At 62.2% G+C, this 26,512-nt stretch carries 23 protein-coding genes; 22 read left to right on the plus strand and 1 reads right to left on the minus strand.

The annotated features are described in order from the left end of the window. The first annotated feature begins 10 nt into the window (after window positions 1-10). The 19 genes from nuoE to AB8B02_RS09180 all read left to right on the plus strand — a co-directional run bounded on the left by nuoE (window position 11) and on the right by AB8B02_RS09180 (window position 19,609). Entirely contained in the window at window positions 11-817 is an 807-nt protein-coding gene (gene nuoE / locus AB8B02_RS09090; protein WP_231080814.1) for an NADH-quinone oxidoreductase subunit NuoE, read from the plus strand. Next, a complete protein-coding gene (locus tag AB8B02_RS09095) occupies window positions 814-1,029 on the plus strand; it encodes a hypothetical protein (RefSeq protein ID WP_439063761.1) in 216 nt (71 codons plus the stop codon). The genes nuoE and AB8B02_RS09095 overlap by 4 nt, the downstream gene beginning before the upstream one ends. An 11-nt stretch (window positions 1,030-1,040) precedes the next feature. Further along, window positions 1,041-2,366 carry an NADH-quinone oxidoreductase subunit NuoF gene (gene nuoF, locus AB8B02_RS09100; protein WP_439063762.1) on the plus strand — a complete coding sequence of 442 codons (1,326 nt, stop codon included), beginning with the start codon at window positions 1,041-1,043 and terminating at the stop codon, window positions 2,364-2,366. An 11-nt stretch (window positions 2,367-2,377) separates the two neighbouring features. After that, entirely contained in the window at window positions 2,378-4,447 is a 2,070-nt protein-coding gene (gene nuoG, locus AB8B02_RS09105) for an NADH-quinone oxidoreductase subunit NuoG (RefSeq protein ID WP_439064616.1), read from the plus strand. A 4-nt stretch (window positions 4,448-4,451) separates the two neighbouring features. Further along, window positions 4,452-5,477, plus strand: coding sequence for an NADH-quinone oxidoreductase subunit NuoH (gene nuoH, locus AB8B02_RS09110; protein ID WP_089264558.1), 1,026 nt, complete (start codon window positions 4,452-4,454; stop codon window positions 5,475-5,477). 7 nt (window positions 5,478-5,484) lie between these two features. Continuing rightward, window positions 5,485-5,973, plus strand: a complete 489-nt coding sequence (gene nuoI, locus AB8B02_RS09115; RefSeq protein ID WP_089264557.1) for an NADH-quinone oxidoreductase subunit NuoI — start codon at window positions 5,485-5,487, stop codon at window positions 5,971-5,973. A gap of 9 nt (window positions 5,974-5,982) precedes the next feature. Then, a complete protein-coding gene (locus AB8B02_RS09120) occupies window positions 5,983-6,621 on the plus strand; it encodes an NADH-quinone oxidoreductase subunit J (RefSeq protein WP_068730884.1) in 639 nt (212 codons plus the stop codon). Next, window positions 6,618-6,926, plus strand: coding sequence for an NADH-quinone oxidoreductase subunit NuoK (gene nuoK, locus AB8B02_RS09125; protein ID WP_068730883.1), 309 nt, complete (start codon window positions 6,618-6,620; stop codon window positions 6,924-6,926). The genes AB8B02_RS09120 and nuoK overlap by 4 nt, the downstream gene beginning before the upstream one ends. 7 nt (window positions 6,927-6,933) lie before the next feature. Then, a complete protein-coding gene (nuoL, locus tag AB8B02_RS09130; RefSeq protein WP_439063763.1) occupies window positions 6,934-9,018 on the plus strand; it encodes an NADH-quinone oxidoreductase subunit L in 2,085 nt (694 codons plus the stop codon). A gap of 14 nt (window positions 9,019-9,032) precedes the next feature. After that, window positions 9,033-10,538, plus strand: coding sequence for an NADH-quinone oxidoreductase subunit M (locus AB8B02_RS09135; protein ID WP_414716891.1), 1,506 nt, complete (start codon window positions 9,033-9,035; stop codon window positions 10,536-10,538). A 25-nt stretch (window positions 10,539-10,563) separates the two neighbouring features. Then, entirely contained in the window at window positions 10,564-12,000 is a 1,437-nt protein-coding gene (gene nuoN / locus AB8B02_RS09140; RefSeq protein WP_120290021.1) for an NADH-quinone oxidoreductase subunit NuoN, read from the plus strand. Next, window positions 12,001-12,819: a biotin--[acetyl-CoA-carboxylase] ligase gene (locus AB8B02_RS09145; protein ID WP_439063764.1), complete on the plus strand. Its 819-nt coding sequence runs from the start codon at window positions 12,001-12,003 to the stop codon at window positions 12,817-12,819. It abuts the gene before it with no gap. Beyond that, on the plus strand, window positions 12,816-14,480 hold the full coding sequence (locus tag AB8B02_RS09150; RefSeq protein WP_089264553.1) for a ribonuclease J: 1,665 nt from the start codon (window positions 12,816-12,818) through the stop codon (window positions 14,478-14,480). Before AB8B02_RS09145 ends, AB8B02_RS09150 begins: the two co-directional genes overlap by 4 nt. 31 nt (window positions 14,481-14,511) lie before the next feature. Further along, on the plus strand, window positions 14,512-14,934 hold the full coding sequence (gene mce / locus AB8B02_RS09155) for a methylmalonyl-CoA epimerase (protein WP_439063765.1): 423 nt from the start codon (window positions 14,512-14,514) through the stop codon (window positions 14,932-14,934). Between the two features lie 7 nt (window positions 14,935-14,941). Further along, the gene (locus AB8B02_RS09160; protein ID WP_315841858.1) at window positions 14,942-15,217 is read left to right on the plus strand and encodes a DUF1467 family protein; all 276 of its coding nucleotides are present in this window, start codon (window positions 14,942-14,944) and stop codon (window positions 15,215-15,217) included. Between the two features lie 55 nt (window positions 15,218-15,272). Beyond that, window positions 15,273-15,653, plus strand: coding sequence for a hypothetical protein (locus AB8B02_RS09165; protein WP_315841859.1), 381 nt, complete (start codon window positions 15,273-15,275; stop codon window positions 15,651-15,653). A 571-nt stretch (window positions 15,654-16,224) separates the two neighbouring features. Further along, window positions 16,225-17,544, plus strand: coding sequence for a proline--tRNA ligase (gene proS, locus AB8B02_RS09170; RefSeq protein ID WP_439058218.1), 1,320 nt, complete (start codon window positions 16,225-16,227; stop codon window positions 17,542-17,544). A 76-nt stretch (window positions 17,545-17,620) separates the two neighbouring features. Next, the gene (locus AB8B02_RS09175; RefSeq protein ID WP_439058219.1) at window positions 17,621-18,901 is read left to right on the plus strand and encodes a lipoprotein-releasing ABC transporter permease subunit; all 1,281 of its coding nucleotides are present in this window, start codon (window positions 17,621-17,623) and stop codon (window positions 18,899-18,901) included. Between the two features lie 9 nt (window positions 18,902-18,910). Next, entirely contained in the window at window positions 18,911-19,609 is a 699-nt protein-coding gene (locus tag AB8B02_RS09180; protein WP_068730961.1) for an ABC transporter ATP-binding protein, read from the plus strand. Between the two features lie 59 nt (window positions 19,610-19,668). On the opposite strand, the gene AB8B02_RS09185 is transcribed toward AB8B02_RS09180, so the two are convergent. Then, complete coding sequence (locus AB8B02_RS09185) at window positions 19,669-19,968, minus strand: DUF3551 domain-containing protein (protein ID WP_175367092.1); 300 nt, start codon at window positions 19,966-19,968, stop codon at window positions 19,669-19,671. 714 nt (window positions 19,969-20,682) lie between these two features. Between AB8B02_RS09185 and dnaE the strand changes: the two genes are divergently transcribed. The 3 genes from dnaE (at window position 20,683) to tsf (ending at window position 26,483) form a co-directional block, all read left to right on the plus strand. After that, window positions 20,683-24,165, plus strand: a complete 3,483-nt coding sequence (dnaE, locus tag AB8B02_RS09190) for a DNA polymerase III subunit alpha (RefSeq protein WP_089264548.1) — start codon at window positions 20,683-20,685, stop codon at window positions 24,163-24,165. A 201-nt stretch (window positions 24,166-24,366) separates the two neighbouring features. Further along, window positions 24,367-25,359 (plus strand): 30S ribosomal protein S2, encoded by a 993-nt coding sequence (locus tag AB8B02_RS09195; protein ID WP_068730869.1) that lies wholly within the window; start codon window positions 24,367-24,369, stop codon window positions 25,357-25,359. Between the two features lie 200 nt (window positions 25,360-25,559). Further along, window positions 25,560-26,483 carry a translation elongation factor Ts gene (gene tsf, locus AB8B02_RS09200; RefSeq protein WP_093758766.1) on the plus strand — a complete coding sequence of 308 codons (924 nt, stop codon included), beginning with the start codon at window positions 25,560-25,562 and terminating at the stop codon, window positions 26,481-26,483. Window positions 26,484-26,512: the final 29 nt, after the last annotated feature.

Genomic DNA, 26,512 nt, shown 5'->3' on the forward strand with positions numbered 1-26,512 from the left:
GAGACTAGACATGTCCGTCCGCCGTTTGGCTCCGAAAGAAGTTCAGCCCGCTTCGTTTGAATTCACGCCTGAGAATCTGGCGTGGGCGAAAGAGCAGATCACGCATTATCCGCCCGGTCGTCAGGCATCCGCCGTGATCGCGATCCTGTGGCGTGCGCAGGAACAGCAGGCTGGCTGGGTGTCGGAAGCCGCGATCCGCGTCGTCGCCGACATGCTGGAAATGCCATATATCCGCGTGCTCGAAGTCGCGACCTTCTATACCCAGTTTCAGTTGCAGCCGGTCGGCAAGAAGGCTCATATTCAGGTCTGCGGCACCACGCCTTGCATGCTGCGCGGCGCCGGCGATCTGATCGACGTCTGTCAGCATCGCATCCATCACGACCCGTTCCATCTGTCCGCAGATGGCGACTTCTCGTGGGAAGAGGTCGAGTGCCTCGGCGCCTGCGTCAACGCCCCGATGGCGATGATCTGGAGCGACACCTACGAAGACCTCACCAAAGAGAGCATGAACAAGCTGATCGACGGTTTCGCTGCCGGCACGCCGCCGAAGCCGGGTTCGCAGATCGGCCGTCAGTTTGCGGCGCCCGAAGGCGGCGCGCGCGTGATGACGAGCGGTGGCGCCGCCAGTTACACCAAGGTTCTGGATATGCCGAAGGAACCCGCGCTCGCCGATGCCGAGCCGAAGAAGCAGACCGAGTCGGCCAATGTGCAGGAGCGCCCGGCGCCGAAGCCGCCAGCGGCTGATGCGACCAAGGCTAATCCGCCGAAAGCTGGCGCTCCCAAGGAGCCGAAGACTCCGAAGGAGCCGAAGAAATGACGCGCGCACTGTCGATGAAATTTGCAACGCAGTCGGGGGACGCGGCAATGAACAAGTGGCTCTACATCGCACTGCATACGATGGTCGCAGCTGCGTTCATTTTCTCGCTGCAGCGTTTCTTTTTGAACGCCACGCTTGAATCCAGTCTGTTGTGGGCCGTTGTGTTCGGCGGTTGCGCCGCGATGCTCGCCTACAAGCAATCCAATCGCTGATCGAGGAAGCCATGCTCGACGACAACGACCGCATCTTCCGCAATCTCTACGGCCTCGACGACTGGGGCCTCGCCGGCGCACGCCGCCGCGGCGGCTGGGATGGCACCAAAGCCATCATCGACAAGGGCCGCGACTGGATCGTCAACGAGATGAAGGCGTCGGGCCTGCGTGGCCGCGGCGGTGCAGGTTTCCCGACCGGCATGAAGTGGTCCTTCATGCCGAAGGACAATGCCGACGGCCGCCCGAGCTATCTCGTCGTCAATGCCGACGAGTCCGAGCCCGGCACCTGCAAGGACCGCGAGATCATGCGGCACGATCCGCATACGCTGGTCGAAGGCTGTCTGATCGCCGGCTGCGCCATGGGCGCTCATGTCGGCTACATCTATGTGCGCGGCGAATTCATTCGGGAGCGCGAACATCTGCAGGCGGCGATCGATCAGGCCTATGAGGCCAATCTGATCGGCAAGAACAACATTCACGGCTTCCCGTTCGACCTCTATGTCGCGCACGGTGCCGGCGCCTATATCTGCGGCGAAGAGACCGCGCTGCTCGAAAGCCTCGAAGGCAAGAAGGGCCAGCCGCGCCTGAAGCCGCCATTCCCGGCCAATGTCGGTCTCTACGGCTGCCCGACCACGGTGAACAACGTCGAGTCGATCGCCGTTGCGCCGGACATCCTGCGCCGCGGCGCGGCGTGGTTCGCCTCGATCGGCCGTCCGAACAATGTCGGCACCAAGCTTTACGGCATCTCCGGCCACGTCAACACGCCCTGCGTCGTTGAAGACGCCATGAGCATTCCGTTCCGTGAACTGATCGAGAAGCACGGCGGCGGCATTCGTGGCGGTTGGGGCAATCTGCTCGCGATCATCCCGGGCGGCGCATCGTGCCCGCTGATCCCGGCTGCGGATTGCGAAGAACTCATCATGGATTTCGACGGCACCCGCGCGGTGAAGTCGTCGTTCGGCACCGCCGGCGTCATCGTCATGGACAAGTCCACCGATGTCGTCGCAGCGATTGCCCGCATCAGCTACTTCTTCAAGCATGAGAGTTGCGGCCAGTGCACGCCGTGCCGTGAAGGCACCGGCTGGATGTGGCGCGTGCTGAGCCGCATGGTCGAAGGCCGCGCTCACAAGCGCGAGATCGACATGCTGCTCGAAGTCACCAAGCAGGTTGAAGGCCACACCATCTGCGCACTCGGCGATGCCGCCGCGTGGCCGGTGCAGGGCCTGATCCGCGCCTTCCGCCCGGAGATCGAACGCCGCATCGAAGAGTTCAGCCGCAAGGCCACGCTCGATGATCAGGGCATCCTCGATCCCGCGCATCTGGTCGCGGCGGAGTAGGGCGCATGGCTATGACGAAACTGATCATCGACGGCAAAGAGATCGAGGTCCCCGCGGAATACACGCTGCTGCAGGCGTGTGAAGCCGCCGGCGCCGAAATCCCGCGCTTCTGCTACCACGAGCGCCTGTCGATCGCCGGCAATTGCCGCATGTGCCTGGTCGAGGTGAAGGGCGGACCGAAGCCGGTCGCGAGCTGCGCCTGGGGCGTGCGTGATTGCCGGCCTGGTCCCAAGGGAGAACCGCCGGAAATCTCGACCCGTTCGCCGATGGTCAAGAAGGCACGCGAAGGCGTGATGGAATTTCTGCTGATCAACCACCCGCTGGATTGCCCGATCTGCGATCAGGGCGGCGAGTGCGATCTTCAGGACCAGGCCATGGGCTATGGCGTCGACACGTCGCGCTTTGCCGAAAACAAGCGTGCCGTCGAGGACAAGTATCTCGGCGCGCTGGTGAAGACCTCGATGAATCGCTGCATCCAGTGCACGCGCTGCGTCCGCTTTGCTGCAGAAATCTGCGGCGTGCCGGAAATGGGTGCCACCGGTCGCGGCGAGGACATGGAAATCACCTCGTTCCTCGAAACGGCGCTGACCTCGGAGCTGCAGGGCAACCTGGTCGATATCTGCCCGGTCGGTGCGCTGACCTCGAAGCCTTACGCTTTCGCCGCGCGTCCGTGGGAGCTCGGCAAGACCCAGTCCATCGACGTCATGGATGCCGTCGGTTCGGCGATCCGCGTCGATACCCGTGGCCGCGAAGTGATGCGCATCCTGCCGCGCGTCAATGAGGCCGTGAACGAGGAATGGATCTCCGACAAGACGCGCCACATCGTCGACGGCCTGCGCACGCAGCGCCTCGATCGTCCGTATATCCGCGACAACGGCAAGCTGCGCGCTGCGACCTGGGCTGAAGCGTTCAGTGCCATCGCTTCGAAGGTTGCCGGCAGCAAGAAGATCGGCGCCATCGCTGGCGATCTCGCCGCCGTCGAGGAAATGTTCGCGCTGAAGCAACTGCTCGCAAGCATGGGTTCTGCCAATCTGGCGACCCAGAGCGCGGGCGCGTTCGACACGGCCACTGGCCGCGCGTCCTACATTTTCAACCCGACCATCGCCGGCATCGAGCAGGCCGATGCGCTGCTGATCGTGGGCGCCAATCCGCGCAAGGAAGCCGCCGTTCTCAACGCGCGCATCCGCAAGGCATGGCGCACCGGTGCATTGAAGGTCGGCGTGATCGGCGAGAAGGCTGATCTGACCTATCGCTACGACTATCTCGGCGCCGGCACGGACTCGCTGGCCGAACTCGCCGCCGGCAAGAACGCCTTCGCCGATGTGCTGAAGAACGCCAAGCACCCGATCGTGCTGGTTGGCGCCGGTGTAGCCGCACGTGCCGATGGCGCTGCGGTACTGGCGGCGGCTGCCAAGCTCGCGTCGGACTTCGGCGTGATCAAGGACGGCTGGAACGGTTTTGCGGTGCTGCAGACAGCAGCCTCGACGGTCGGCGCGCTCGATATCGGCTTCGCGCCGACCTCGGGCAGCCTGAGCCTCGCGCAGATGACGTCGGCCGGTTCGCTCGACGTGCTGTTCTCGCTCGGCGCCGACGACGTGAAAGTCGCCGACGGCACCTTCGTCGTCTACATCGGCACCCATGGTGACCGCGGTGCGCATCGCGCCGACGTGATCCTGCCGGGTGCGGCCTATACCGAAAAGTCCGGCATCTTCGTCAACACCGAAGGCCGCGTGCAGATGGCGGAGCGCGCCGGTTTCCCGCCGGGCGATGCCCGCGAGGACTGGGCAGTGATCCGCGCATTGTCCGACGTGCTCGGCCACAAGCTGCCTTACGACTCGCTGGCTGCGCTGCGGCAGGCGATCTTCAAGGCTGCACCGCACCTGATGCGCATCGATCAGATCGAGGCCGGCGATGCCGGTGCGATCAAGACCCTTGCGGGCAAGGGCGGCACCGTCGACAAGACACCGTTCAAGGCCTCCGTTGAGGACTTCTACCTGACCAACCCGATCGCGCGTGCGTCAGCCATCATGGCGGAATGCTCCCGCCTGGCCTCCGGCCAGATGCTGACGGCGGCGGAGTAAACCGATGGCTGAATTCTGGACAAGCACCCTGTGGCCGCTGATCATCATGGTCGCGCAGAGCCTCCTTGTGCTCGTGGTGCTATTGATTGCGATTGCCTACATCCTGCTGGCTGATCGCAAGATCTGGGCGGCGGTACAGATCCGCCGTGGCCCCAACGTGGTCGGGCCATTCGGCCTGCTGCAATCCTTCGCGGATTTGCTGAAATTCGTGTTGAAGGAGCCCGTGGTTCCTTCCAGCTCCAACAAGGGCGTGTTCCTGCTGGCGCCGCTGGTGTCCTGCGTGCTCGCGCTGGCGGCCTGGGCGGTGATCCCGATGGATCTCGGCTGGGTGATCTCCGACATCAATGTCGGCGTGCTCTATATCTTCGCGATCTCGTCGCTGTCGGTCTACGGCATCATCATGGCCGGCTGGTCGTCGAACTCGAAATATCCGTTCCTGTCGGCGCTGCGCGCCGCCGCGCAGATGGTGTCCTACGAAGTCTCGATCGGCTTCGTCATCATCACCGTCCTGCTCTGCGTCGGTTCGCTGAACCTGACGGCCATCGTCGCCGCGCAGGATTCGAAGTGGGGCATTCTCGGCTGGTACTGGATCCCGCTGTTCCCGATGTTCGTGATCTTCTACGTCTCGGCGCTGGCTGAAACCAACCGTCCGCCCTTCGACCTCGTCGAAGCGGAATCGGAACTGGTCGCGGGCTTCATGACCGAATACGGCTCGACCCCGTATCTGCTGTTCATGCTCGGCGAATATGTTGCCATCGTCACCATGTGCGCGCTGGCAACGATCCTGTTTCTCGGCGGTTGGCTGTCGCCGATCCCGTTCGCGCCATTCACCTGGGTGCCAGGCATCATCTGGTTCGCCATCAAGGTGATGTTCATGTTCTTCCTGATTGCGATGGCGAAGGCGATCGTGCCGCGCTACCGCTATGACCAGCTGATGCGTCTGGGCTGGAAGGTGTTTCTGCCGCTGTCGTTGGCGTACGTCATCATCGTCGCTGCCGTGCTGCAATTCGGGGGCCTTGCTCCGAAATGAGGTCACTATGAATATCAGGGCAACAGCTCATTCGCTTCTGCTGGCGGAGTTCGTTTCGGCGTTCGTCCTCGCCATGCGGTATTTCTTCAAGCCGAAGCCGACGCTGAACTATCCGTTCGAGAAGGGGCCGATCTCGCCGCGTTTCCGTGGCGAGCACGCATTGCGCCGCTATCCGAACGGTGAAGAGCGCTGCATCGCCTGCAAGCTCTGCGAAGCGGTGTGTCCGGCACAGGCCATCACCATCGAAGCCGGCCCGCGCCGCAACGATGGGACGCGCCGTACCGTGCGCTATGACATCGACATGGTGAAATGCATCTATTGCGGACTGTGCCAGGAGGCCTGTCCGGTGGATGCGATCGTCGAGGGACCGAACTTCGAGTTCGCCACCGAGACGCGTGAGGAACTCTACTATGACAAGGCGAAATTGCTCGCCAACGGCGACCGCTGGGAGCGCGAGATTGCGAAGTCAATCGAACTCGACGCGCCGTACCGGTAAGGTGACCAGATGATCCTTCCCGCATTGTTCTTCTATCTGTTCGCCAGCATCTGCGTGGCTTCCGCGGTCATGGTGATTGCCTCGCGCAATCCCGTGCATTCCGTGCTGTTCCTGATCCTGGCCTTCGTCAACGCCTCGGGCTTGTTTGTGCTGATGGGCGCCGAATTCCTGGCGATGCTGCTGATCGTCGTCTATGTCGGCGCCGTCGCGGTGCTGTTCCTGTTCGTCATCATGATGCTCGACGTCGACTTCACGCAGCTGCGCGAAGGCTTCATTCAGTATCTGCCGTTTGGTCTGGTGATCGGCGCGATCTTCCTTGCCGAATTGCTGCTGGTCGCAGGTGGTTGGGTGATGAACCCGAACGTCACCAAGTCGATCACGGCGGCCATCCCGACGAATGTGAGCAATACCGAGGCGCTCGGCCTCGTGCTCTATACGAAGTACATCCATTACTTCCAGCTGGCCGGCATGGTGCTGCTGGTGGCGATGATCGGCGCGATCGTGCTGACGCTGCGTCACAAGGTCAAAGTCCGGCGCCAGGACATCAATGTGCAGAACGCGCGCAATCCGGAACTGGCGATGGAAGTGCGCAAGGTCGCGACCGGGCAGGGCCTGCAGGACGCCGACGCGGGGAGCTGGGTCAAATGACGATCGGTCTCGGACACTATCTGGCGGTCGCAGCGATCCTGTTCACGCTGGGCATTCTCGGCATCTTCCTGAACCGCAAGAACATCATCGTCATCCTGATGTCGATCGAGCTGATCCTGCTCGCCGTCAACATCAACATGGTGGCGTTCTCGACCTTCCTCGGCGACATCGTCGGGCAGGTGTTCGCGCTGCTTGTGCTGACCGTGGCCGCTGCGGAAGCAGCGATCGGTCTCGCCGTGCTGGTGGTCTATTTCCGCAACCGCGGCTCGATCGCGGTTGAAGACGTCAATCTGATGAAGGGCTGAGCCAGTTATGATCCAGGCTCTTGTATTCCTGCCGCTGATCGGCGCGCTGATCGCAGGCTTCATCGCCATTCTGGGTGCGCATGGGCGTAACCCGAGCGGCGACGAGATGGACCATGCGCATGACGACCACGGTCACGGCGATGCCAGCGCGCATGCACATGCTGCGCATGGGCATGACGATCATGGTCACGATGATCACGACGACCATCACCACGTTGCCGAGCCGGCCGCGCTCGGCTCGCGTGCAGCCGAGCTGATCACCGCCGGTCTTCTGGTGGTGTCGGCGGTGCTGTCCTGGATGACCTTCGTCGATGTCGCCTTCATGCATCACGATGCCCGCGTCGTACTGCTGAACTGGATCAATTCAGGCGATCTGCAGCTGTCCTGGACGCTGCGCGTCGACACGCTGACCGCCGTGATGCTCGTCGTCGTCACCACGGTGTCGTCGCTCGTTCACATCTATTCGCTCGGCTATATGGAAGACGATCCGAACCGGCCACGCTTCATGGCGTATCTGTCGCTGTTCACTTTCATGATGCTGATGCTGGTGACCGCGGATAACCTGCTGCAGCTGTTCTTCGGCTGGGAAGGCGTGGGTCTGGCCAGCTACCTGCTGATCGGTTTCTGGTTCAAGAAGCCCTCGGCCAATGCGGCGGCGATCAAGGCCTTCGTGGTCAACCGCGTCGGCGATTTCGGCTTCCTGCTCGGCATCTTCGCGCTGTTCATGCTGGTCGGCTCGACCGATCTCGACACCATCTTTGCCAGCGCGCCTAGCCTGACCGGCAAGACGATCAACTTCTTCGGCTGGCACGCCGATGCGCTGACACTGACCTGTCTGCTGCTGTTCGTCGGCGCGATGGGCAAGTCGGCCCAGTTCCTGCTGCACACCTGGTTGCCGGACGCGATGGAAGGCCCGACGCCTGTGTCGGCGCTGATCCACGCGGCGACCATGGTCACCGCGGGCGTCTTCATGGTGGCGCGCATGTCGCCGCTGTTTGAACTTGCGCCGAACGCGCAGGCCGTCGTGATGCTGGTCGGCGCGACCACGGCATTCTTCGCCGCGACCATCGGTCTGGTGCAGAACGACATCAAGCGCATCGTCGCTTACTCGACCTGTTCGCAGCTCGGTTACATGTTCGTGGCGCTAGGGACGGGGGCTTACTCGGTCGCCATGTTCCACCTGTTCACGCATGCCTTCTTCAAGGCGCTGCTGTTCCTGGGCTCAGGCTCGGTGATCTACGCGATGCATCACGAACAGGACATCCGCAAGATGGGTGGCCTGTGGAACAAGATCCCGTTCACTTACGCGATGATGACCATCGGCACGCTGGCGCTGACCGGATTCCCGTTCACGGCCGGCTACTTCTCGAAGGACGCGATCATCGAAGCGGCTTACGCCTCGCACACCCAGTTCGCCTTCTACGGCTTCCTGATGACCGTGGTCGCTGCGCTGCTGACCTCGTTCTATTCATGGCGTCTGGTGTTCAAGACGTTCCATGGCGAGCCGCACGACAAGAAGCATTACGATGCAGCGCATGAAGCGCCGCTGTGGATGCTGGTCCCGCTGGCCGTGCTGGGCATCGGATCGTTCGCCGCAGGCTTCCCGTTCAAGGAGCTGTTTGCCGGTCATCACGTCGGCGAGTTCTTCCGGGAATCGCTGAAGATGAACCCGCACATCATCGAGGAGATGCATCACATCCCGGGCTGGGTGCCGTATGTGCCGACCGTGATGATGGTGCTCGGTTTCCTGATTTCGTACCTGTTCTATGTTCGCAAGCCGTATTTGCCTGTCGAGCTCGCGAACCAGCATCCGCTGCTCTACAAGTTCCTGCTCAACAAGTGGTACTTCGACGAGTTCTACGAGATCATCTTCGTCCGCCCGGCCAAGTGGATCGGCCACTTCCTCTGGAAGAAGGGCGACGGCATGATCATCGACGGCCTCGGGCCTGATGGTGTCTCGGCCCGCGTGCTCAATATCACGCGCGGCGTGGTTAAGCTGCAGACCGGCTACCTCTATCACTATGCCTTCGCGATGCTGATCGGCGTCGCCGGGTTGATCACCTGGTTTATCTTCGGCCTGGGGGGCCAGTAACAATGGCGTCCGTCATGACATGGCCGGTTCTTTCGGTCGTCACCTTCTTGCCGATCGTCGGCGCGATCCTGATCTATCTCAGCCGCGGCGACGACGAGGCTGCGCAGGGCAATGCGCGCTGGATCGCGCTCTGGACCACGCTGATCACTTTTGCGGTCTCGCTGATCCTGGTGATGCGCTTCGACCCGTCGAACGGCGACTTCCAGTTTGTCGAAAAGGCGCCCTGGCTGGCCGCGACCATCAACTACCATATGGGTGTGGACGGCATTTCGCTGCCCTTCGTGATCCTGACCACGGCCCTGATGCCGTTCTGCATCCTGTGCAGCTGGAAGTCGGTCACCAAGCGTGTCCGCGAATACATGATCGCGTTCCTGTTCCTGGAAACGCTGATGATCGGCACCTTCTCGGCGCTGGATTTGGTGCTGTTCTATCTGTTCTTCGAAGGCGGCCTGATCCCGATGTTCCTGATCATCGGCATCTGGGGCGGCCCGCGCCGGGTCTACGCCTCGTTCAAGTTCTTCCTCTACACGTTCCTCGGCTCGGTGCTGATGCTGCTGGCCATCATGGCGCTGTATTGGAATGCGGGCACAACCGACATCCCGACGCTGATGCACACCGCCGTGCCGCGCAGCCTGCAGACATGGGCGTGGCTGGCATTCTTCGCATCCTTCGCGGTCAAGATGCCGATGTGGCCAGTGCATACCTGGCTGCCAGACGCACACGTGGAAGCGCCGACGGCAGGTTCGGTCGTGCTGGCCGCGATCATGCTGAAGATGGGCGGTTACGGCTTCCTGCGCTTCTCGCTGCCGATGTTCCCGGATGCCTCTCTCTATTTCGCGCCGATGGTCTGGACGCTCTCCGTGATCGCGATCGTCTACACGTCGCTGGTCGCGCTGATGCAGGAAGACATCAAAAAGCTGATCGCCTACTCGTCGGTCGCGCATATGGGCTATGTGACCATGGGCATCTTCGCCGGCACGACACAGGGCGTCTCCGGCGCAGTGTTCCAGATGGTGTCGCACGGCATCGTGTCGGGCGCGCTGTTCCTCTGCGTCGGCGTCGTCTACGACCGCTTGCACACCCGCGAGATCGCGGCCTATGGCGGCCTCGTCAACCGGATGCCGATCTATGCGGCGCTGTTCATGGTCTTCACCATGGCCAATGTCGGTCTGCCCGGCACCTCCGGCTTCGTCGGTGAATTCCTCACGCTGATCGGCACCTTCAAGGTCTCGATCCCGACGGCGACATTCGCCAGCATCGGCGTGATCCTGTCGGCGGCCTATGCACTGTGGCTGTACCGCAAGGTCGTGTTCGGCGAACTGACCAAGCCTGCGCTGCAGGGCATCAAGGACATCACGTTCCGGGAAGGCCTGGTGCTGGTGCCGCTGGTCATTCTCACCATTCTGTTCGGAGTCTATCCGAAGCCGGTGCTCGACATGTCGGCGGCTTCGATCCAGCTCCTCGTTAACAATTACGCTGCTGCAACGTCTGCCGTGAAGGCAGCCGCGCTGCTGCAATGACCGCAGCAGATCAGGATAACGCGCAATGACGATTACGACCGCCGGATATTCCCTGCTGCCCGTACTGCCGGAGCTGATGCTCGCGGTTGGCGCCATGGTGCTGCTGATGATCGGTGCCTTCAACGGACCGAAGGTCACGGGTCTCGTCACGACGCTCGCCGTCTGCCTGCTGGTGGTGGTCGGCGCGGCTGAAATCATGCTGCCCGCGGGCAAGCATGTCACTTTCGGCGGCAGCTTCATCGTCGACGATTATGCGCGCTTCCTGAAGGTGCTGGCGATTATCGCGTCGGCCGTGACGCTGATCCTGTCCCGTGAATTCCTCGCGGACCAGTCCCGTCGCATTTTCGAATACGCCATTCTGGTGCTGCTCTCGACGCTCGGCATGATGGTGCTGATCTCGGCCGGCGACCTGATCATGCTGTATCTCGGCCTCGAACTGATGAGCCTTGCGCTCTACGTCGTCGCAGCCTCCAACCGCGACAATGCAAAGTCGACCGAAGCCGGCCTGAAGTATTTTGTGCTGGGCGCGCTGTCGTCCGGCATGCTGCTCTACGGCGCTTCTATGATCTACGGCTTTACCGGCACGGTGTCCTTCGCCGGCATCGCCGCCGAAGCCAAGACCGGCAATATCGGCCTGGTGTTCGGCCTGGTGTTTCTGCTTGCCGGCCTCTGTTTCAAGGTTTCGGCCGTGCCGTTCCACATGTGGACGCCCGATGTCTACGAAGGCGCACCGACGCCCGTCACCGCCTTCTTCGCCTCGGCCCCGAAGGTTGCGGCACTCGCTGTGTTCACCCGCGTCACGCTGACCGCGTTCCCGGGCATCGTGGTGCAATGGCAGCAGGTCGTGGTGTTCGTGTCGCTGGCCTCGATGGTACTGGGCTCGTTCGCCGCCATCGGCCAGACTAACATCAAGCGCCTGATGGCCTATTCGTCGATCGGCCACATGGGCTTCGCGCTGGTCGGCCTTGCCGCCGGCACGCAGGAGGGTGCGCAGGGCGTGCTGGTCTATATCGCGATCTATGTCGCGATGACCCTCGGCACCTTCGCCATCATCCTGACCATGAAGCGCAATGGCCAGCCCGTTGAGACGATCAAGGATTTCGCTGGCCTGTCGCGCACCAATCCGATCATCGCCTTCTTCTTCGCGATGTTCCTGTTCTCGCTGGCAGGCGTGCCGCCGCTGGCCGGCTTCTTCGGCAAGTTCTACGTCTTCATGGCGGCCATCAAGTCGGGCCTGTTCGTACTGGCCGTGGTTGGCGTGTTGGCCAGCGTGGTGGGCGCGTTCTACTATCTGTCCATCGTGAAGCTCATGTATTTCGACGAGCCGGTCGGGAAGCTCGATCCGATGCGCGTTGAACTGCGCACGGTGCTGGCAGTGGCGGGTCTCTTCAACGTGCTGTTCTTCGTCTATCCGGCGCCTCTGGTCAGCGCGGCGGCATTCGCAGCGAAGTCGCTGTTCTAGATGGCATTTTCGCTCGGTCCCCGAGCCCTCGCGGCGGGCACGAAGCTCGCCGCATTCGACACAACCGGTTCGACCAATACGGAAGCCATGGACCGCGCGCGCGCAGGCGAGCGCGGTCCGATGTGGTTTGTCACAACGGAACAGACCGCGGGACGTGGGCGACGGCATCGGCCGTGGGTCGCTCCCCGCGGGAACCTCGCCAGCTCGGTGCTCGAAGTTCTTGATGTGACGCCCTCAGTTGCGGCGACGCTGGGCTTTGCGGCCGGTGTCGCCGTTGAGAAGGCGCTCCGACAGATCAGCGTCGAAGCCGCGATGCGGGCGCCGCAGTCGGCCGCGAATGATTATCGGCTGAAATGGCCGAACGACGTTCTGGCAGGCGGGCACAAGCTGGTCGGAATGAATCTGGAGGCGGAGGCAGCGCCGAACGGCCAGCTTGCTGTTGTCGTCGGCATCGGCACCAATGTGGTGGCGGCCCCCGACAATATGCCTTATCCGGTTGCTTGCCTGCATGCGATGGGCGTCAGCGCCAGCGCCGAAGACCTGTTTGCGGCGCTTTCGGACACCTGGCAGGAGATGCGCGGCATCTGGGATTCCGGCCGCGGGTTTGCCGAGATCCGGCGACAGTGGCTGGAGCGCGCAGCAGGGATCGGTCAGCCGGTGTCCGTGGACAACGGGGTACAGACGATTTCGGGAATTTTCGACACCATTGATGAGGCCGGTTGTATGATTGTCGCGACAGCGGATCGCCGGCGAATCCCTATTACCGCCGGCGACGTTCATTTCGGATCGGCCGCGTCGACAAGGACAGTACGCAAATGACGCGACCCAACGAATTGACCTTCGCACCGCTGGGAGGCGTCGGCCAGATTGGCATGAACCTGTCGATCTATGGCCTGGCCGGGAAGTGGCTGGCGATCGACCTCGGCGTCTATTTCGGTGACGAGGAGCATCTGCCCGGCATCGATCTGGTGATGCCCGACGTGCGCTTCCTGGAAAAGGAAAAGAAGAATCTCGTCGGTCTCGTGCTCACCCACGCCCATGAGGACCATTTCGGCGCCATCATTGATCTGTGGCCCAAGTTGAAATGCCCAATCTATGCGACGCAGTTCAGCGCCGCATTGTTCGAAGCCAAATGCGCCAGCGAGCGCAACCCGCCGAAGATCCCCGTCACCGTGGTGCCGTCGGGCGGCCGCATCAATCTCGGCCCGTTCGATATCGAGTTCATTCCGGTCGCGCATTCGATTCCGGAATCCCATGCGATCGCGCTGCACACACCGCTCGGCACCGTGCTGCATACCGGTGACTGGAAGATCGATCCGACACCGATCATCGGCCTGCCAACCGACGAAAAGCGGCTGCGCGAACTCGGTGATGCCGGCGTACTGGCCATCATCGGCGACTCCACGAATGCGGTGCGCGATGGCCGCTCACCGTCCGAAACGGAGGTTGCCGCGACGCTCACCAAACTGGTGAAGGCTGCCAAGGGCCGCGTCGCCGTCACGACCTTCGCATCGAACGTGGCGCGGTTGCGGGCCGTTGCCGAAGCGGCGCAGGCCGCGGGCCGCGAAGTGGTGCTGGTCGGCCGCGCTATGGAGCGCGTCGTGCAGGTGGCCCGCGAATGCGGCTATCTCGATGGACTGCCGGCTTTCCGTAACGCCGACTATTACGGCCATTTCCCGCCGGACAAGGTGGTGGCGCTGTGCACGGGCAGCCAGGGTGAAGCGCGCGCGGCGCTGGCACGTATCGCCAGCGACGATCATCCGATGGTGACCCTCAACAAGGGCGATACGGTGATCTTCTCGTCGCGGACCATTCCAGGCAACGAGAAGGCGGTCGGCACCATCATCAACGGTCTTGTCACGCAGGGCATCGAGGTGATCACCGATCGCGATGCGTTGGTGCATGTGTCGGGCCATCCGCGCCGCGACGAATTACGCGACATGATTTCCTGGGTGCGGCCGCAATTGTTGATCCCCGTCCATGGCGAGGCGTTGCATCTGCATGAGCATGCCAAGCTCGCGCGCGCCTGCGGCGTGCCGCGCACCATGATCGTCAAGAACGGCGACCTCGTGCGCTTGGCGCCAGGCGATGCTGCCGTCATCGACGAACTGCCGTCGGGCCGCATGTTCAAGGACGGCCTCATCCTCGAGGACTCCAAGTCCCGCGCGGTGAGCGAGCGGCGCCGGCTGTCCTTTGCCGGCTGTGCGTTCGTGGCATTGGCCGTGACCATGAAGGGCGAACTGGTCGATGACCCTGCGGTCGACCTGATCGGCATTCCCGAAAAGAACCTCAAGGGCGAGGTGATGGAGGATGTCGTGTTCGACATCGTCGTCAACATCGTCGAGAACCTGCCCAAGGCGCGCAAGCGGGATCCCGATGCGATGGCGGAGTCGGTGCGACGCGCCGTCCGCTCGTCACTCGCCGATCAATGGGGCAAGAAGACGATGTGTTACGTTCACATCCTGCAGGTCGAAGACTAAAAGCAAAGAAACAAAGACTACGGAGGACACCATGCTGGGCCGGCTCAATCATGTGGCGATTGCCGTCGCCGATGCGGAGAAAGCTGCGAAGATCTACGGCACCGCCTTCGGCGCTGAGATTTCCGCGACCGTGCCGCTGCCGGAGCATGGCGTGATCACGGTATTCGCGACGCTGCCGAATACCAAGCTCGAATTCATCCAGCCGCTCGGCGCGGATTCGCCGATCGCCAAATTCGTCGAGCGCAACCCTGACGGCGGCATTCATCACATCTGCTACGAAGTGCCTGACATCATCGCGGCACGCGACAACCTGATCAAGGAAGGCGCGCGCGTGCTTGGCGACGGCCAGCCGAAGATCGGCGCCCATGGCAAGCCTGTGCTGTTCCTGCATCCCAAGGATTTCTCGGGCGCGCTGGTAGAGATCGAACAAGCTTCCGAAATCGAACAGTCCTGAGGACGCGATGGCCTATACGATCTCGACGTCGCTCGCGGTCTATTTCGTCATCTGGTGGATCACGTTGTTCCTGACGCTGCCATTCGGCGTGCGCAGCCAGCATGAGGACGGCGAGGGCACCGACGGCACCGATCCCGGTGCGCCTGTGCTGGCCCGGATGGGGCGCAAGCTGATCTGGACCACGGTGATTTCCGCGGTGCTGTTCGCGGCCGGCATGTATGCGTATCGCATGGACTACTTCAACATCGAGAGGCTCTCGAAGCTGATGGGTGTGCCGATCTGAGGCAATCTTTAGCCTGCGGAATCTGTCCTTTCAGGTGTCGTGACGGAGCTGACGCATGAAGCGCTTTCTGCTTTTTCTGTTGCTTGGGCCGGCTGTCGGCTTTGCGGTTTTCGAGCTGCGCGAAATTGCCAGCGGCAGGATCATCGGCGGCTTTCCCGGCTTCATCATGGGATTGCCTTTCGCTTATTGGTTCGGCCTCATCCCGTCCTTGATCATGTGGCTCGAGGACTGGTTCCTCGAAGATAAGATGCGGCTATGGCCGAAGGTGCTGACCTCGGCGTTGACTGGCTATGTCGTGAGTATCGGGATGATGTTGATCTGGACGTCGGTGTCGATTCCGCTGCGTCAGATTCTTACATTCGGGATCGTCGGCGCGGTGCAGGGCCTGGTCTGTTCGTGGCTGTCGGGCATCAAGCCGAAGGGTGGTGCGCTGTAGGACGCAGCGCGTTGCATCTTCGAAAAAAGGCCGGCATGGATGCCGGCCTTTTTTGCGTCTCGGACGATATGAAGCGTCGCTATCGTTGTCGGGAATCTGTCGAAAAAAAAGAGCAGGGCCGCAGCCCTGCTCGGAAAATTGTGTCGACCCTATTACCCCAAACTTTGGATTTTATCCTTGCTTAGCGGGTTGACGCTGCTTGAGCGCGTCAGGGCTCCTCCCGAGACTTGGACCACCAGACTCTGTCCTTACGAACCGCCTGAGGCGTGAGTCGTAGCTTAACTTTTTTTGTTTGTCACCAATTTCGGCAATGTGTGTTCAAAATTTAGGCCAAGGGTAGAATCGCGACCTTTTACGCGATTTCCGGTCCCGCTGGGGTCGCCCTGGCCGGCATCGGAAATGGAGATATTTGACAGCCTGGGAGGCAATTCGCCAGGCGAACGGAATTAAGCCCCGATTGCCGGCTCCATGTCCTAGACTGTCCGGCGTCCGACCTGTCGCCCTTGTATTTTGGCGGCCGATCCGGTTTCACTCGCGTTCTCCCGTGTCCCTCCGATTCCCAGGCCTAACCATGCGATTGTCGCGCTATTTTCTGCCCATTCTCAAGGAAACGCCGAAGGAAGCCGAGATCGTCTCGCACCGGCTGATGCTGCGCGCGGGCATGATCCGTCAGGAAGCCGCTGGCATCTATGCCTGGCTGCCGCTGGGCCTGCGGGTGCTGAAGAAGATCGAGGCGATCGTCCGCGAGGAGCAGAACCGGGCAGGCGCCATCGAGCTCCTGATGCCGACATTGCAGCTCGCCGATCTCTGGCGCGAAAGTGGGCGCTACGACGCCTATGGGCCGGAGATGCTGCGCATCGTGGACCGCCACAAGCGGGAGCTTCTCTACGGGCCGACCAACGAGGAAATGATCACCGAGATCTTCCGCGGCTATGTGAAGTCCTACAAGAGCCTGCCGCTGAACCTGTACCACATCCAGTGGAAGTTCCGCGACGAGCAGCGTCCGCGTTTCGGCGTGATGCGCGGCCGCGAATTCCTGATGAAGGATGGCTATTCGTTCGACATCGACGAAGCCGCGGCGAAGCATTCCTACAATCAGATGTTCGTCGCCTATCTGCGCACCTTCGCGCGCATGGGCCTCAAAGCGATCCCGATGCGTGCCGAAACCGGACCGATCGGCGGCGATCACTCCCACGAATTCATCGTGCTCGCCGAGACCGGCGAGTCCGGCGTGTTCTGCGACAAGAACGTGCTCGATCTGCCGATCCCGCCGGCCGATGTCGATTATAGCGGTGATCTCACGGGCATCATCGATCAGTGGACCTCGATCTATGCGGCGACTGAAGACGTCCACGACGCCGCGCGGTTCGAAAGCGAAGTGCCGGCCGAGCGGCGGCTCAACACCCGCGGTATCGAAGTCGGCCAGATCTTCTACTTCGGCACCAAATATTCCGACGCGATGAAGGCGACCGTCGCCGGCGCCGATGGTGCGGAGACGGCGATCCATGGCGGCTCCTACGGCGTCGGCGTGTCGCGTCTGCTGGGCGCGATCATCGAGGCCTGCCACGACGAGAACGGCATCAAGTGGCCCGAGGAAGTGGCGCCGTTCCGCGCCGCCATCCTCAACCTGAAGCAGGGTTCGGCCGATACGGATGCGGCCTGCGAGGCGCTCTACAAGGAGCTCTCGGCCAAGGGCGTCGATGTGCTCTATGACGACACCGACCAGCGCGCCGGCGGCAAGTTTGCCACCGCTGACCTGATCGGTGTGCCCTGGCAGATCCTCGTTGGCCCGAAGGGGCTGGCCGAAGGCAAGGTCGAGCTGAAGCGGCGCGATGACGGTTCGCGTGAGAATATCAGTGCCGCTGAGGTCGTCGCAAAGCTGACGTCCTGACGACTTATCCACTGCGTGGTCGCCGCATCACTCACGATGCGGCTAGAATAAGCCCGATTCGTATGGGAGTCGGGCGATGGATGATGCCATGAGCGAGCCAGTTCGAACCCCACCCTTCGCCGCCTTCGAATGGCTGCTGTCCGGACGCTATCTCCGTGCGCGCCGTAAAGAGGGATTCATCTCTGTCATTGCCGGCTTCTCGTTCCTCGGCATCATGCTCGGCGTTGCCACGCTGATCATCGTGATGGCCGTGATGAACGGCTTCCGCAAGGAACTGCTCGACAAGATCCTCGGCCTCAACGGGCATCTGCTGGTGCAGCCTCTGGAAAGCCCGCTGACCGACTGGAAGGATGTCGCCGACCGCATCAGCGGCGTGAATGGCATTCGTCTCGCGGCGCCGGTCGTGGATGGCCAGGGACTGGGATCATCCGCGTTCGGTGCTGCCGGCATCTTTATCCGCGGTATCCGCTCTGGCGATCTCAATAACCTCACGTCGATCGCCAAGAACATCAAGCAGGGCACGCTCGAAGGCTTCGATGACGGGCAGGGTGTGGCGATCGGTCGGCGGCTGGCAGATCAGCTCTCGATCCATGCCGGCGACATGATCACGTTGATCTCGCCGAAGGGGGCGGTGACCCCGATGGGCACGACCCCGCGCATCAAGCCCTACAAGGTTGCTGCCGTCTTCGAGATCGGCATGTCGGAATATGACTCGACCTTCGTGTTCATGCCATTGGCCGAGGCGCAGACATACTTCAATCGCCCCTCTGACGTGACCTCCATCGAGGTCTACACCAACAATCCCGACAGGATCGACGAGTATCGCAAGCTCGTGACCGAGACGGCCGGGCGGCCGATCTTCATCGTCGACTGGCGGCAGCGCAACTCGACCTTCTTCAATGCGCTGCAGGTCGAGCGCAACGTCATGTTCCTGATCCTGACGCTGATCGTACTGGTGGCGGCGCTGAACATCGTCTCCGGCCTGATCATGCTGGTGAAGGACAAGGGCAGCGACATCGCGATCCTGCGCACCATGGGCGCCTCTCAAGGCTCGATCATGCGGGTGTTCCTGATCACGGGTGCTGCGATCGGCGTGGTCGGCACGCTGGTCGGCTTCTTCGTTGGACTACTGGTCTGCTTCAACATCGAGACGATCCGGCAATTCATCTCCTGGATGACATCCACGGAGCTGTTCTCGCCGGAACTGTATTTCCTGTCCAAGCTGCCGGCCGAGGTCGACGTCGGCGAAACCAGCGCGGTGGTCATCATGGCGCTGACGCTGTCGTTCCTGGCGACCCTCTACCCGTCGTGGCGCGCCGCGCGCCTCGATCCCGTCGATGCGCTAAGATACGAGTGAGTGACTGATATGGCGCAAGGGGCAGATGATGTACCGGTGGTCTATCTCCACGACATCAAGCGGCAATACACCCAGGGCGAAAGCGTTCTGACCATTCTCGACAATGCCAAGCTGGCATTGTGGGCGGGGCAGTCTGTCGCGCTGGTGGCGCCGTCCGGCTCGGGCAAGTCGACGCTGCTGCATATTGCCGGCCTGCTCGAGAGCCCGGATGACGGCGAGGTCTATGTCGGCGGCACCGCGACCTCGGGCCTGTCGGACACCGAGCGCACCCAGATCCGCCGCACCGATATCGGCTTCGTCTACCAGTCACATCGGTTGCTGCCGGAATTCACCGCGCTGGAAAACGTCATGCTGCCGCAGATGATCCGTGGCTTGAAGCGCTCCGAGACGGTCGCCCGCGCCAAGGAAATCCTGGCCTATCTGGGTCTGGCCGAACGCATCACCCATCGCCCTGCGGAGCTGTCGGGCGGCGAGCAGCAACGCGTTGCGATTGCCCGCGCGGTGGCCAATGCACCGCGCGTGTTGTTTGCCGACGAGCCGACGGGCAATCTCGATCCGCACACCGCGGATCACGTCTTCAAGGCGCTGATGCAGCTGGTGAAGGCGACCAAGGTGGCGATGCTGATCGCGACCCACAACATGGAACTGGCCGGCCGTATGGATCGGCGGGTGTCGCTGGAAAACGGCAAGGTCGTCGAACTCGACTGACCCCGCCACTCGTTTCATTTGAGAGGGAAAAAGCGAGGCGCCGCGGACGGCGCCGTCGCTCAGTAGCTGCTCTTACGCTTGCGCTTCACGCGCGGCTGCTGCGGCGCGTAGGTCTGCGCATAGGCCAGCGCCGGATTGGCAAAGCAGGTCAGGCCGATGCCCGATGCCGTCGCGGCGCACTGCGCATAGGTGCGGTAGCTGCAGTCGTCGTCATCATAGAGGGAGCGCATGCAGAACGGATAACCGCTCGGCGTGTTGAACGAGAACGGGCCGGGATCGGTGCGCTGTGCTGCGGCGGGCGTAACGGTGAGGGCCGAGAGGGCGCCGAGGGCGACCAGAGCAAGCAGGGCTGCGCGCATCGAATTCTCCTGCCGACTCAGATGGCCGGCTGCATGTGATCTCTGACCGGCACAAAGCCGGTCCGAGAGGTATTCGTCAACTCACAAAGCCGGATTCCGCTCCGCATCTGGCGCCGGAAACATGCCGTAACAGGGCTTGTTCGGCACAGGCGACGCAATACGGCGCAGGTGATTCCGGCGAGGAGGGAATTGGCTCGCTGGGCGCAAAGCGTGCCGGCTCGCCGTCTTAACCATTCGGAATATGAGGCGCGACGCGCCCGGATCGGCTGCTTGACTCAGGAACAGAATGAGAACAGTGTTCTTCATATGTTCCAGAGATCACGGAGGCCACCATGTTGAAGACCTTTGTTGAAGAAGCCGCTGCACTGGCATCGATCGTTCTGTTCGTCGGCATGATCGCAGTTTGGGCGCAACTGATCCCCCAGCTGTGATCCTGCTCCCGGACGCTGGCTGCGAAGCTGGCGCCGGAACACCGGGGAAGCACTCTCCGGCGGATACGGGAACGCTCCCGGGGAATGACAAGTATTCCCTAGGAAATGACAGGCATTCCCTTGGGAATGCGGGGACGCTTCCGGGCCCGAGCGGGTTTCACATGGACTTGGCCGGGGGCAGGCATCACCATAGGGCAGCGAGTCGGCCTGAACAGGCTGCCGCGATCCCCAGTGTCGATGACTGCCCAGATCGGGCGCTGCAAAGTCCGGAACGCCCCACGCCATGAGTCAGAAGCCCGCCGCCGCGTCGAATGCCGGATTTGTCCATCTGCACGTGCATTCGGCCTATTCGCTGCTGAAGGGCTCGATCAAGATCCAGAAACTGGCGGAACTGGCGAAGGCCGACCACCAGCCGGCGCTGGCGCTGACCGACAGCGACAACATGTTTGGCGCGCTGGAATTCTCCGAGAAGCTGGTGGGCTACGGCATTCAGCCGATCACCGGCTGCGAGGTCGCCATCGATTTCGGCGACCAAGATCCCAACGCCCGTAACGCGCTGAACGCCGTGATGCCGCGCATTGTGCTGCTGGCCGCCAAGGAGCGCGGCTATCAGAGCCTGATGAAACTCAACTCGCGCGCGTTTCTGGAAACCCCGGTCAATCATGCGCCCCACATCAAGCTGGAATGGCTGCTGGAGGAAACAGAAGACCTGATCGCGTTGAGTGGCGGTCCTGACGGTCCGATCAATCAGGCGCTGCTTGCCGATCAATCCGCGCTTGCCGCTGCGCGTTGCGACCGACTCGCATCGCTATTCGGCGATCGGCTCTACATCGAACTGCAGCGTCATGGCGCAGAGAAGGAGCGCCGCGCCGAAGCGGGTTTGATAGACTTGGCTTACGCCAAGGGTCTGCCGCTGGTGGCGACCAACGAGCCGTACTTTGCTGCGGCCGACGATTACGAGGCCCATGACGCACTGCTGTGCATTGCCGGCGGCAGGATCATTGCCGAAACGGACCGCGAGCAGCTCACCACCGATCATCGTTTCAAGACCCGCGCCGAAATGGCGGTTCTGTTTGCCGACATTCCCGAGGCATTGGCATCAACCGTCGAAATCGCCGAGCGCTGCTCGTTCCGGCCGAAGACACGCAAGCCGATCCTGCCGCGCTTCACGGTCGGTGCCGGCAGTAACGCCGAAGGCGCGGCCCAGGAGGAATCCGACGAGTTGCGCCGTCAGGCCGAGGAGGGGCTGCGCAAGCGTCTCGAGATCCACGGCGTGTCACAGGGCAAGAGCGAGGAGGAATACCACGCGCGGCTCGACTTCGAACTTAACGTCATCTCCCGCATGAACTATGCGGGTTACTTCCTGATCGTGTCCGACTTCATCAAATGGGCGAAGGCACAGGGCATTCCGGTGGGGCCGGGCCGCGGTTCGGGCGCCGGCTCGCTGGTCGCCTGGGTCTTGACCATCACCGATCTCGATCCCTTGCAGTTCAATCTTCTGTTCGAACGCTTCCTCAATCCGGAACGCGTCTCGATGCCGGACTTCGACATCGACTTCTGCCAGGATCGTCGCGGCGAGGTGATCTCCTATGTGCAGCAGCGCTACGGCCGCGATCAGGTCGCACAGATCATCACCTTCGGTACGCTGCAGGCGCGCGGCGTGTTGCGCGACGTCGGCCGTGTGCTGCAGATGCCCTATGGCCAGGTCGACAAGCTGACCAAGCTGGTGCCGCAAAATCCTGCGGCCCCTGTGACCTTGGCTGCGGCGATCGAAGGCGAGCCGAAGCTGCAGGCGCTCCGCGACGAGGATCCAATCGTCGCCAAAGCCTTCGATATCGCCCAGCGTCTCGAGGGCCTGACGCGCCACGCTTCGACCCACGCCGCAGGCATCGTGATTGGCGACCGGCCGCTGTCGCAGCTCGTGCCGATGTATCGCGATCCAAAATCGGACATGCCGGTCACCCAGTTCAACATGAAATGGGTTGAGCCAGCAGGTCTCGTGAAGTTCGACTTCCTCGGCCTGAAGACGCTGACGGTGCTCGATGTCGCCGTGAAGCTACTCAAGCAGCGCAATATTGACGTCAATCTTGCGACCACGCCGATTACCGACGCCAAGAGCTACGAGATGCTGGCGCGCGGTGAAGTGGTCGGCGTGTTCCAGGTGGAAAGCCAGGGCATGCGGCGCGCGCTCGTGGACATGCGGCCCGACCGTTTCGAGGACATCATCGCGCTCGTCGCGTTGTATCGTCCGGGCCCGATGGCGAACATCCCGACCTATTGCGCGCGCAAGCATGGCGATGAAGAGCCGGAATATCTGCATCCGATCATCGAGCCGATCCTGAAGGAAACTTTCGGCGTCATCATCTATCAGGAACAGGTGATGCAGATCGCGCAGGTCATGGCCGGCTATTCGCTCGGTGACGCCGACCTGCTGCGCCGCGCGATGGGCAAGAAGATCCGCGCCGAAATGGAAAAGCAGCGCGAGATCTTCGTTGCAGGCTCTGTCAAGAACGGCGTGCCGAAGGGGCAGGCCGATACGATCTTCGATCTGCTGGCAAAATTCGCCGACTATGGCTTCAACAAGAGCCACGCGGCGGCCTATGCCCTGGTGTCGTATCACACCGCCTATATGAAGGCGCATTATCCGGTGGAGTTCATTGCGGCGTCGATGACGCTCGACATGGGCAACACCGACAAGCTGTCGGAATTTCGCGCCGAGGCGCAGCGGCTCGGTATCAAGGTCGAGGCGCCAAACATCAATCGTTCGGGCGTCACCTTCGAGGTCAGCGACAACACGATCTATTATGCGCTGGCCGCGTTGAAAGGCGTCGGCGCTGGCGCCGTCGAGCTGATCGTCGCCGAGCGCAACAAGAATGGTTTGTTCACGTCGCTTGCCGACTTTGCGTCGCGCGTGAGCCCACGCGCCGTCAACAAGCGCATCATCGAAACACTCGCTGCGGCCGGCGCCTTCGATACGCTCGATCCACATCGTGCCCGCGTGCATGGCGGCGCGGATGCTATTTTGGCCGCCTGCCAGAGCGCCCACGTGGATACGACAATCGGTCAGGGAAACATGTTTGGCGGCGCGGCCGATGCGCCGACCATCATGCTGCCGCAGATCGACAACTGGCTGGCGGCGGAGAAGCTGCGCAAGGAATACGACGCTATTGGCTTCTTCCTGTCCGGCCATCCGCTCGATGACTATGCGACCGCCCTGAAGCGACTGCGGGTGCAGAGTTGGGCCGAGTTCTGCCGCGCGGTCAAAACCGGCGCTACGGCGGGCAGGGTGGCGGCTACCGTCGTGTCCCGCATGGAGCGGAGGACCAAGACCGGCAACAAGATGGGCATCATGGGTCTGTCCGACCCGACCGGCCATTTCGAGGCGGTGCTGTTCTCCGAAGGGCTCGCCCAATACCGCGACGTGCTGGAACCAGGTACCGCGGTGCTGCTGCAACTCGGTGCCGAACTCCAGGGCGAGGACGTTCGGGCCCGGGTTCTCCATGCGGAACCTCTGGATGCCGCCGCTGCCAAGACCCAGAAGGGGCTCAGGGTGACCATGAAGGACACCAAGGCACTGGATTCGCTGGTAAAACGCCTCCAACCGCAGCCGAGCAATGCCGCCGGTGGAGGCGACGTCTCGCTGATCCTGCGCCTCGACCTGCAAACCGAGGTCGAATTCAAGCTCGAAGGCCGGTTCCAGGTGTCCCCGCAGATCGCCGGAGCCATCAAGGCGGTTTCCGGGGTGGAAATGGTCGAAACGCTTTGAGCTGGCAACCCGCGCGGTAAACCGGCCGAAGCCACCAGATTTCCTTGCTTATCCCGGGAATCCGGCTATAAGCCGGCCCATCTCACACGGAAGCATGGCTTAATCGCCGTCCGGTGGCATCCGGGCTGCACGGCAGAATCCTCTGCCCGAACGCTCGTTTGCTCACACGCTTCCGGAGGAAACAACCGGAGAATTGATACTATGGCACTACCCGAATTTTCTATGCGTCAACTGCTCGAAGCTGGCGTCCACTTTGGCCACCAGTCGCATCGCTGGAATCCGAAGATGGCGAATTACATCTTCGGCGCACGCAACAACATCCACATCATCGACCTCGCGCAGACCGTGCCGTTGCTGCACACCGCGCTGAAGGCTGTGAGCGACACCGTCGCCAAGGGCGGCCGCATCCTGTTCGTCGGCACCAAGCGCCAGGCGCAGGACGTCGTTGCCGAAGCTGCGAAGCGCTCGGCGATGTACTTCGTCAATTCGCGCTGGCTCGGTGGCACCCTGACCAACTGGAAGACCATCTCCGGTTCGATCAAGCGTCTGCGTCACCTCGACGAAGTGCTGAACTCCGGCGACGCGTCGGCCTACACCAAGAAGGAGCGTCTGACGCTGCAGCGCGAGCGCGACAAGCTCGATCGCTCGCTGGGCGGCATCAAGGACATGGGCGGTCTGCCCGACCTGATCTTCGTGATCGACACCAACAAGGAAGACATCGCGATCCAGGAAGCCCAGCGTCTGGGTATCCCTGTCGCGGCGATCGTCGACACCAACTCGGATCCGAAGGGCATCACCTATGTGGTCCCGGGCAACGACGACGCCGGCCGTGCGCTGTCGCTGTATTGCGATCTGATCGCACGCGCTGTCATCGACGGCATCTCGCGTGCCCAGGGCGACTCGGGCTTCGATATCGGTGCATCGGCTGCCCCGGTGGCTGAGGCCATCCCGGCTCCGGAAGCAGGCTTCCAGGGCCTGGCCGGTCCGCGCGGCACCGCCGACGATCTCAAGAAGCTCACCGGCGTATCCGGTGCGATCGAGAAGAAGTTCAACGACCTCGGCATCTTCCACTACTGGCAGCTGGCCGAACTCGATCACGACACCGCCCACAAGATTGGCGAAGAAGTTGGTCTTCCGGCCCGTGCCGACGGCTGGGTCGCCCAGGCCAAGGGTCTGACGGCGGAAGCTGAGTAACGCGCAGGCGTGATCCCGGAACCGGTGTCCCGGTTCCGGACAAAATCATGCCGATGCGACAGCCAAGAAACTATTGTGCGGCCGTCATCCCGGCCGCACTTTCCATCTCTACACTTCTCTCGATGATAGTTCCTGCGGCGTAACGCGATTGACCAGCACCGGCTGGCTCGCAGGCGCCCTGACAGGCAAAGGGTTCAACGATGGCAACGATTACTGCAGCGATGGTCAAGGACCTCCGCGAAACCACCGGCGTCGGCATGATGGATTGCAAGAACGCACTGGCTGCCAATGACGGCGACATGCAGGCGTCAATCGACTGGCTGCGCGCGAAGGGTCTGTCCAAGGCCGCCAAGAAGGCTGACCGCGTCGCGGCCGAAGGCCTGATCGGCGTTCTCACTGCCGGCAACAAGGGCGTCGTGGTCGAAGTCAATTCCGAGACCGACTTCGTCGCGCGCAACGATCAGTTCCAGGGCCTGGTCAAGATGATCGCCCAGGTCGCGCTCAAGGTCGGCTCCGATGTTGAGGCCATCAAGGCGCACAAGGTTGGCGACGTCACTGTCGAGACCGCGATCACCGAGGCCATCGCCACCATCGGCGAAAACATGACCCTGCGCCGCGCCGCGACGCTGGAAGTCTCGGCCGGCGTCGTGTCGAGCTACGTGCATAACGCCGTGATCGAAGGTCTCGGCAAGATGGGCATCATCGTCGCGCTGGAATCCACCGGCAAGGCTGACGAGCTCGCCACCCTCGGCAAACAGATCGCGATGCATGTCGCTGCTGCCAATCCGCAGGCGCTGGACTCCGCCGGCCTCGATCCGGCCGTCGTTGCTCGCGAGAAGGAAGTGATGGCGGACAAGTATCGCCAGCAGGGCAAGCCGGATGCGATGATTGAGAAGATCGTCGAGAACGGCCTGAAGACCTATTACAAGGAAGTCTGCCTGCTGGATCAGGCCTTCATCCACGACACCGGTAAGTCGGTGGCGCAGGCCGTCAAGGAAGCCGAAGGCAAGGTTGGCGCGCCGATCAAGCTCGCTGGCTTTGTGCGCTACGCGCTCGGCGAAGGCATCGAGAAGCAGACTTCGGACTTCGCTGCCGAAGTTGCCGCCGCCAGCGGCCAGAAGTAAGACGAATTGGAATACCTCCCGGCGATCTA

It is taken from the genome of Tardiphaga sp. 862_B3_N4_1 (assembly GCF_051811085.1).
Taxonomy (GTDB): Bacteria; Pseudomonadota; Alphaproteobacteria; order Rhizobiales; family Xanthobacteraceae; genus Tardiphaga; species Tardiphaga robiniae.

Bases quoted from the DNA above. Each gene is read 5' to 3' on its own strand.
- AB8B02_RS09145 (WP_439063764.1), top strand. From the start codon at position 12,001: ATGGCATTTTCGCTCGGTCCCCGAGCCCTCGCGGCGGGCACGAAGCTC.
- AB8B02_RS09165 (WP_315841859.1), top strand. From the start codon at position 15,273: ATGAAGCGCTTTCTGCTTTTTCTGTTGCTTGGGCCGGCTGTCGGCTTT.
- AB8B02_RS09185 (WP_175367092.1), bottom strand. From the start codon at position 19,968: ATGCGCGCAGCCCTGCTTGCTCTGGTCGCCCTCGGCGCCCTCTCGGCC.
- mce (WP_439063765.1), top strand. From the start codon at position 14,512: ATGCTGGGCCGGCTCAATCATGTGGCGATTGCCGTCGCCGATGCGGAG.
- AB8B02_RS09175 (WP_439058219.1), top strand. From the start codon at position 17,621: ATGGATGATGCCATGAGCGAGCCAGTTCGAACCCCACCCTTCGCCGCC.
- AB8B02_RS09120 (WP_068730884.1), top strand. From the start codon at position 5,983: ATGATCCTTCCCGCATTGTTCTTCTATCTGTTCGCCAGCATCTGCGTG.
- nuoL (WP_439063763.1), top strand. From the start codon at position 6,934: ATGATCCAGGCTCTTGTATTCCTGCCGCTGATCGGCGCGCTGATCGCA.
- nuoE (WP_231080814.1), top strand. From the start codon at position 11: ATGTCCGTCCGCCGTTTGGCTCCGAAAGAAGTTCAGCCCGCTTCGTTT.
- AB8B02_RS09180 (WP_068730961.1), top strand. From the start codon at position 18,911: ATGGCGCAAGGGGCAGATGATGTACCGGTGGTCTATCTCCACGACATC.
- AB8B02_RS09150 (WP_089264553.1), top strand. From the start codon at position 12,816: ATGACGCGACCCAACGAATTGACCTTCGCACCGCTGGGAGGCGTCGGC.
- proS (WP_439058218.1), top strand. From the start codon at position 16,225: ATGCGATTGTCGCGCTATTTTCTGCCCATTCTCAAGGAAACGCCGAAG.
- nuoI (WP_089264557.1), top strand. From the start codon at position 5,485: ATGAATATCAGGGCAACAGCTCATTCGCTTCTGCTGGCGGAGTTCGTT.
- AB8B02_RS09195 (WP_068730869.1), top strand. From the start codon at position 24,367: ATGGCACTACCCGAATTTTCTATGCGTCAACTGCTCGAAGCTGGCGTC.
- nuoH (WP_089264558.1), top strand. From the start codon at position 4,452: ATGGCTGAATTCTGGACAAGCACCCTGTGGCCGCTGATCATCATGGTC.
- dnaE (WP_089264548.1), top strand. From the start codon at position 20,683: ATGAGTCAGAAGCCCGCCGCCGCGTCGAATGCCGGATTTGTCCATCTG.
- nuoG (WP_439064616.1), top strand. From the start codon at position 2,378: ATGACGAAACTGATCATCGACGGCAAAGAGATCGAGGTCCCCGCGGAA.
- tsf (WP_093758766.1), top strand. From the start codon at position 25,560: ATGGCAACGATTACTGCAGCGATGGTCAAGGACCTCCGCGAAACCACC.
- AB8B02_RS09095 (WP_439063761.1), top strand. From the start codon at position 814: ATGACGCGCGCACTGTCGATGAAATTTGCAACGCAGTCGGGGGACGCG.
- nuoN (WP_120290021.1), top strand. From the start codon at position 10,564: ATGACGATTACGACCGCCGGATATTCCCTGCTGCCCGTACTGCCGGAG.
- nuoK (WP_068730883.1), top strand. From the start codon at position 6,618: ATGACGATCGGTCTCGGACACTATCTGGCGGTCGCAGCGATCCTGTTC.
- AB8B02_RS09160 (WP_315841858.1), top strand. From the start codon at position 14,942: ATGGCCTATACGATCTCGACGTCGCTCGCGGTCTATTTCGTCATCTGG.
- AB8B02_RS09135 (WP_414716891.1), top strand. From the start codon at position 9,033: ATGACATGGCCGGTTCTTTCGGTCGTCACCTTCTTGCCGATCGTCGGC.
- nuoF (WP_439063762.1), top strand. From the start codon at position 1,041: ATGCTCGACGACAACGACCGCATCTTCCGCAATCTCTACGGCCTCGAC.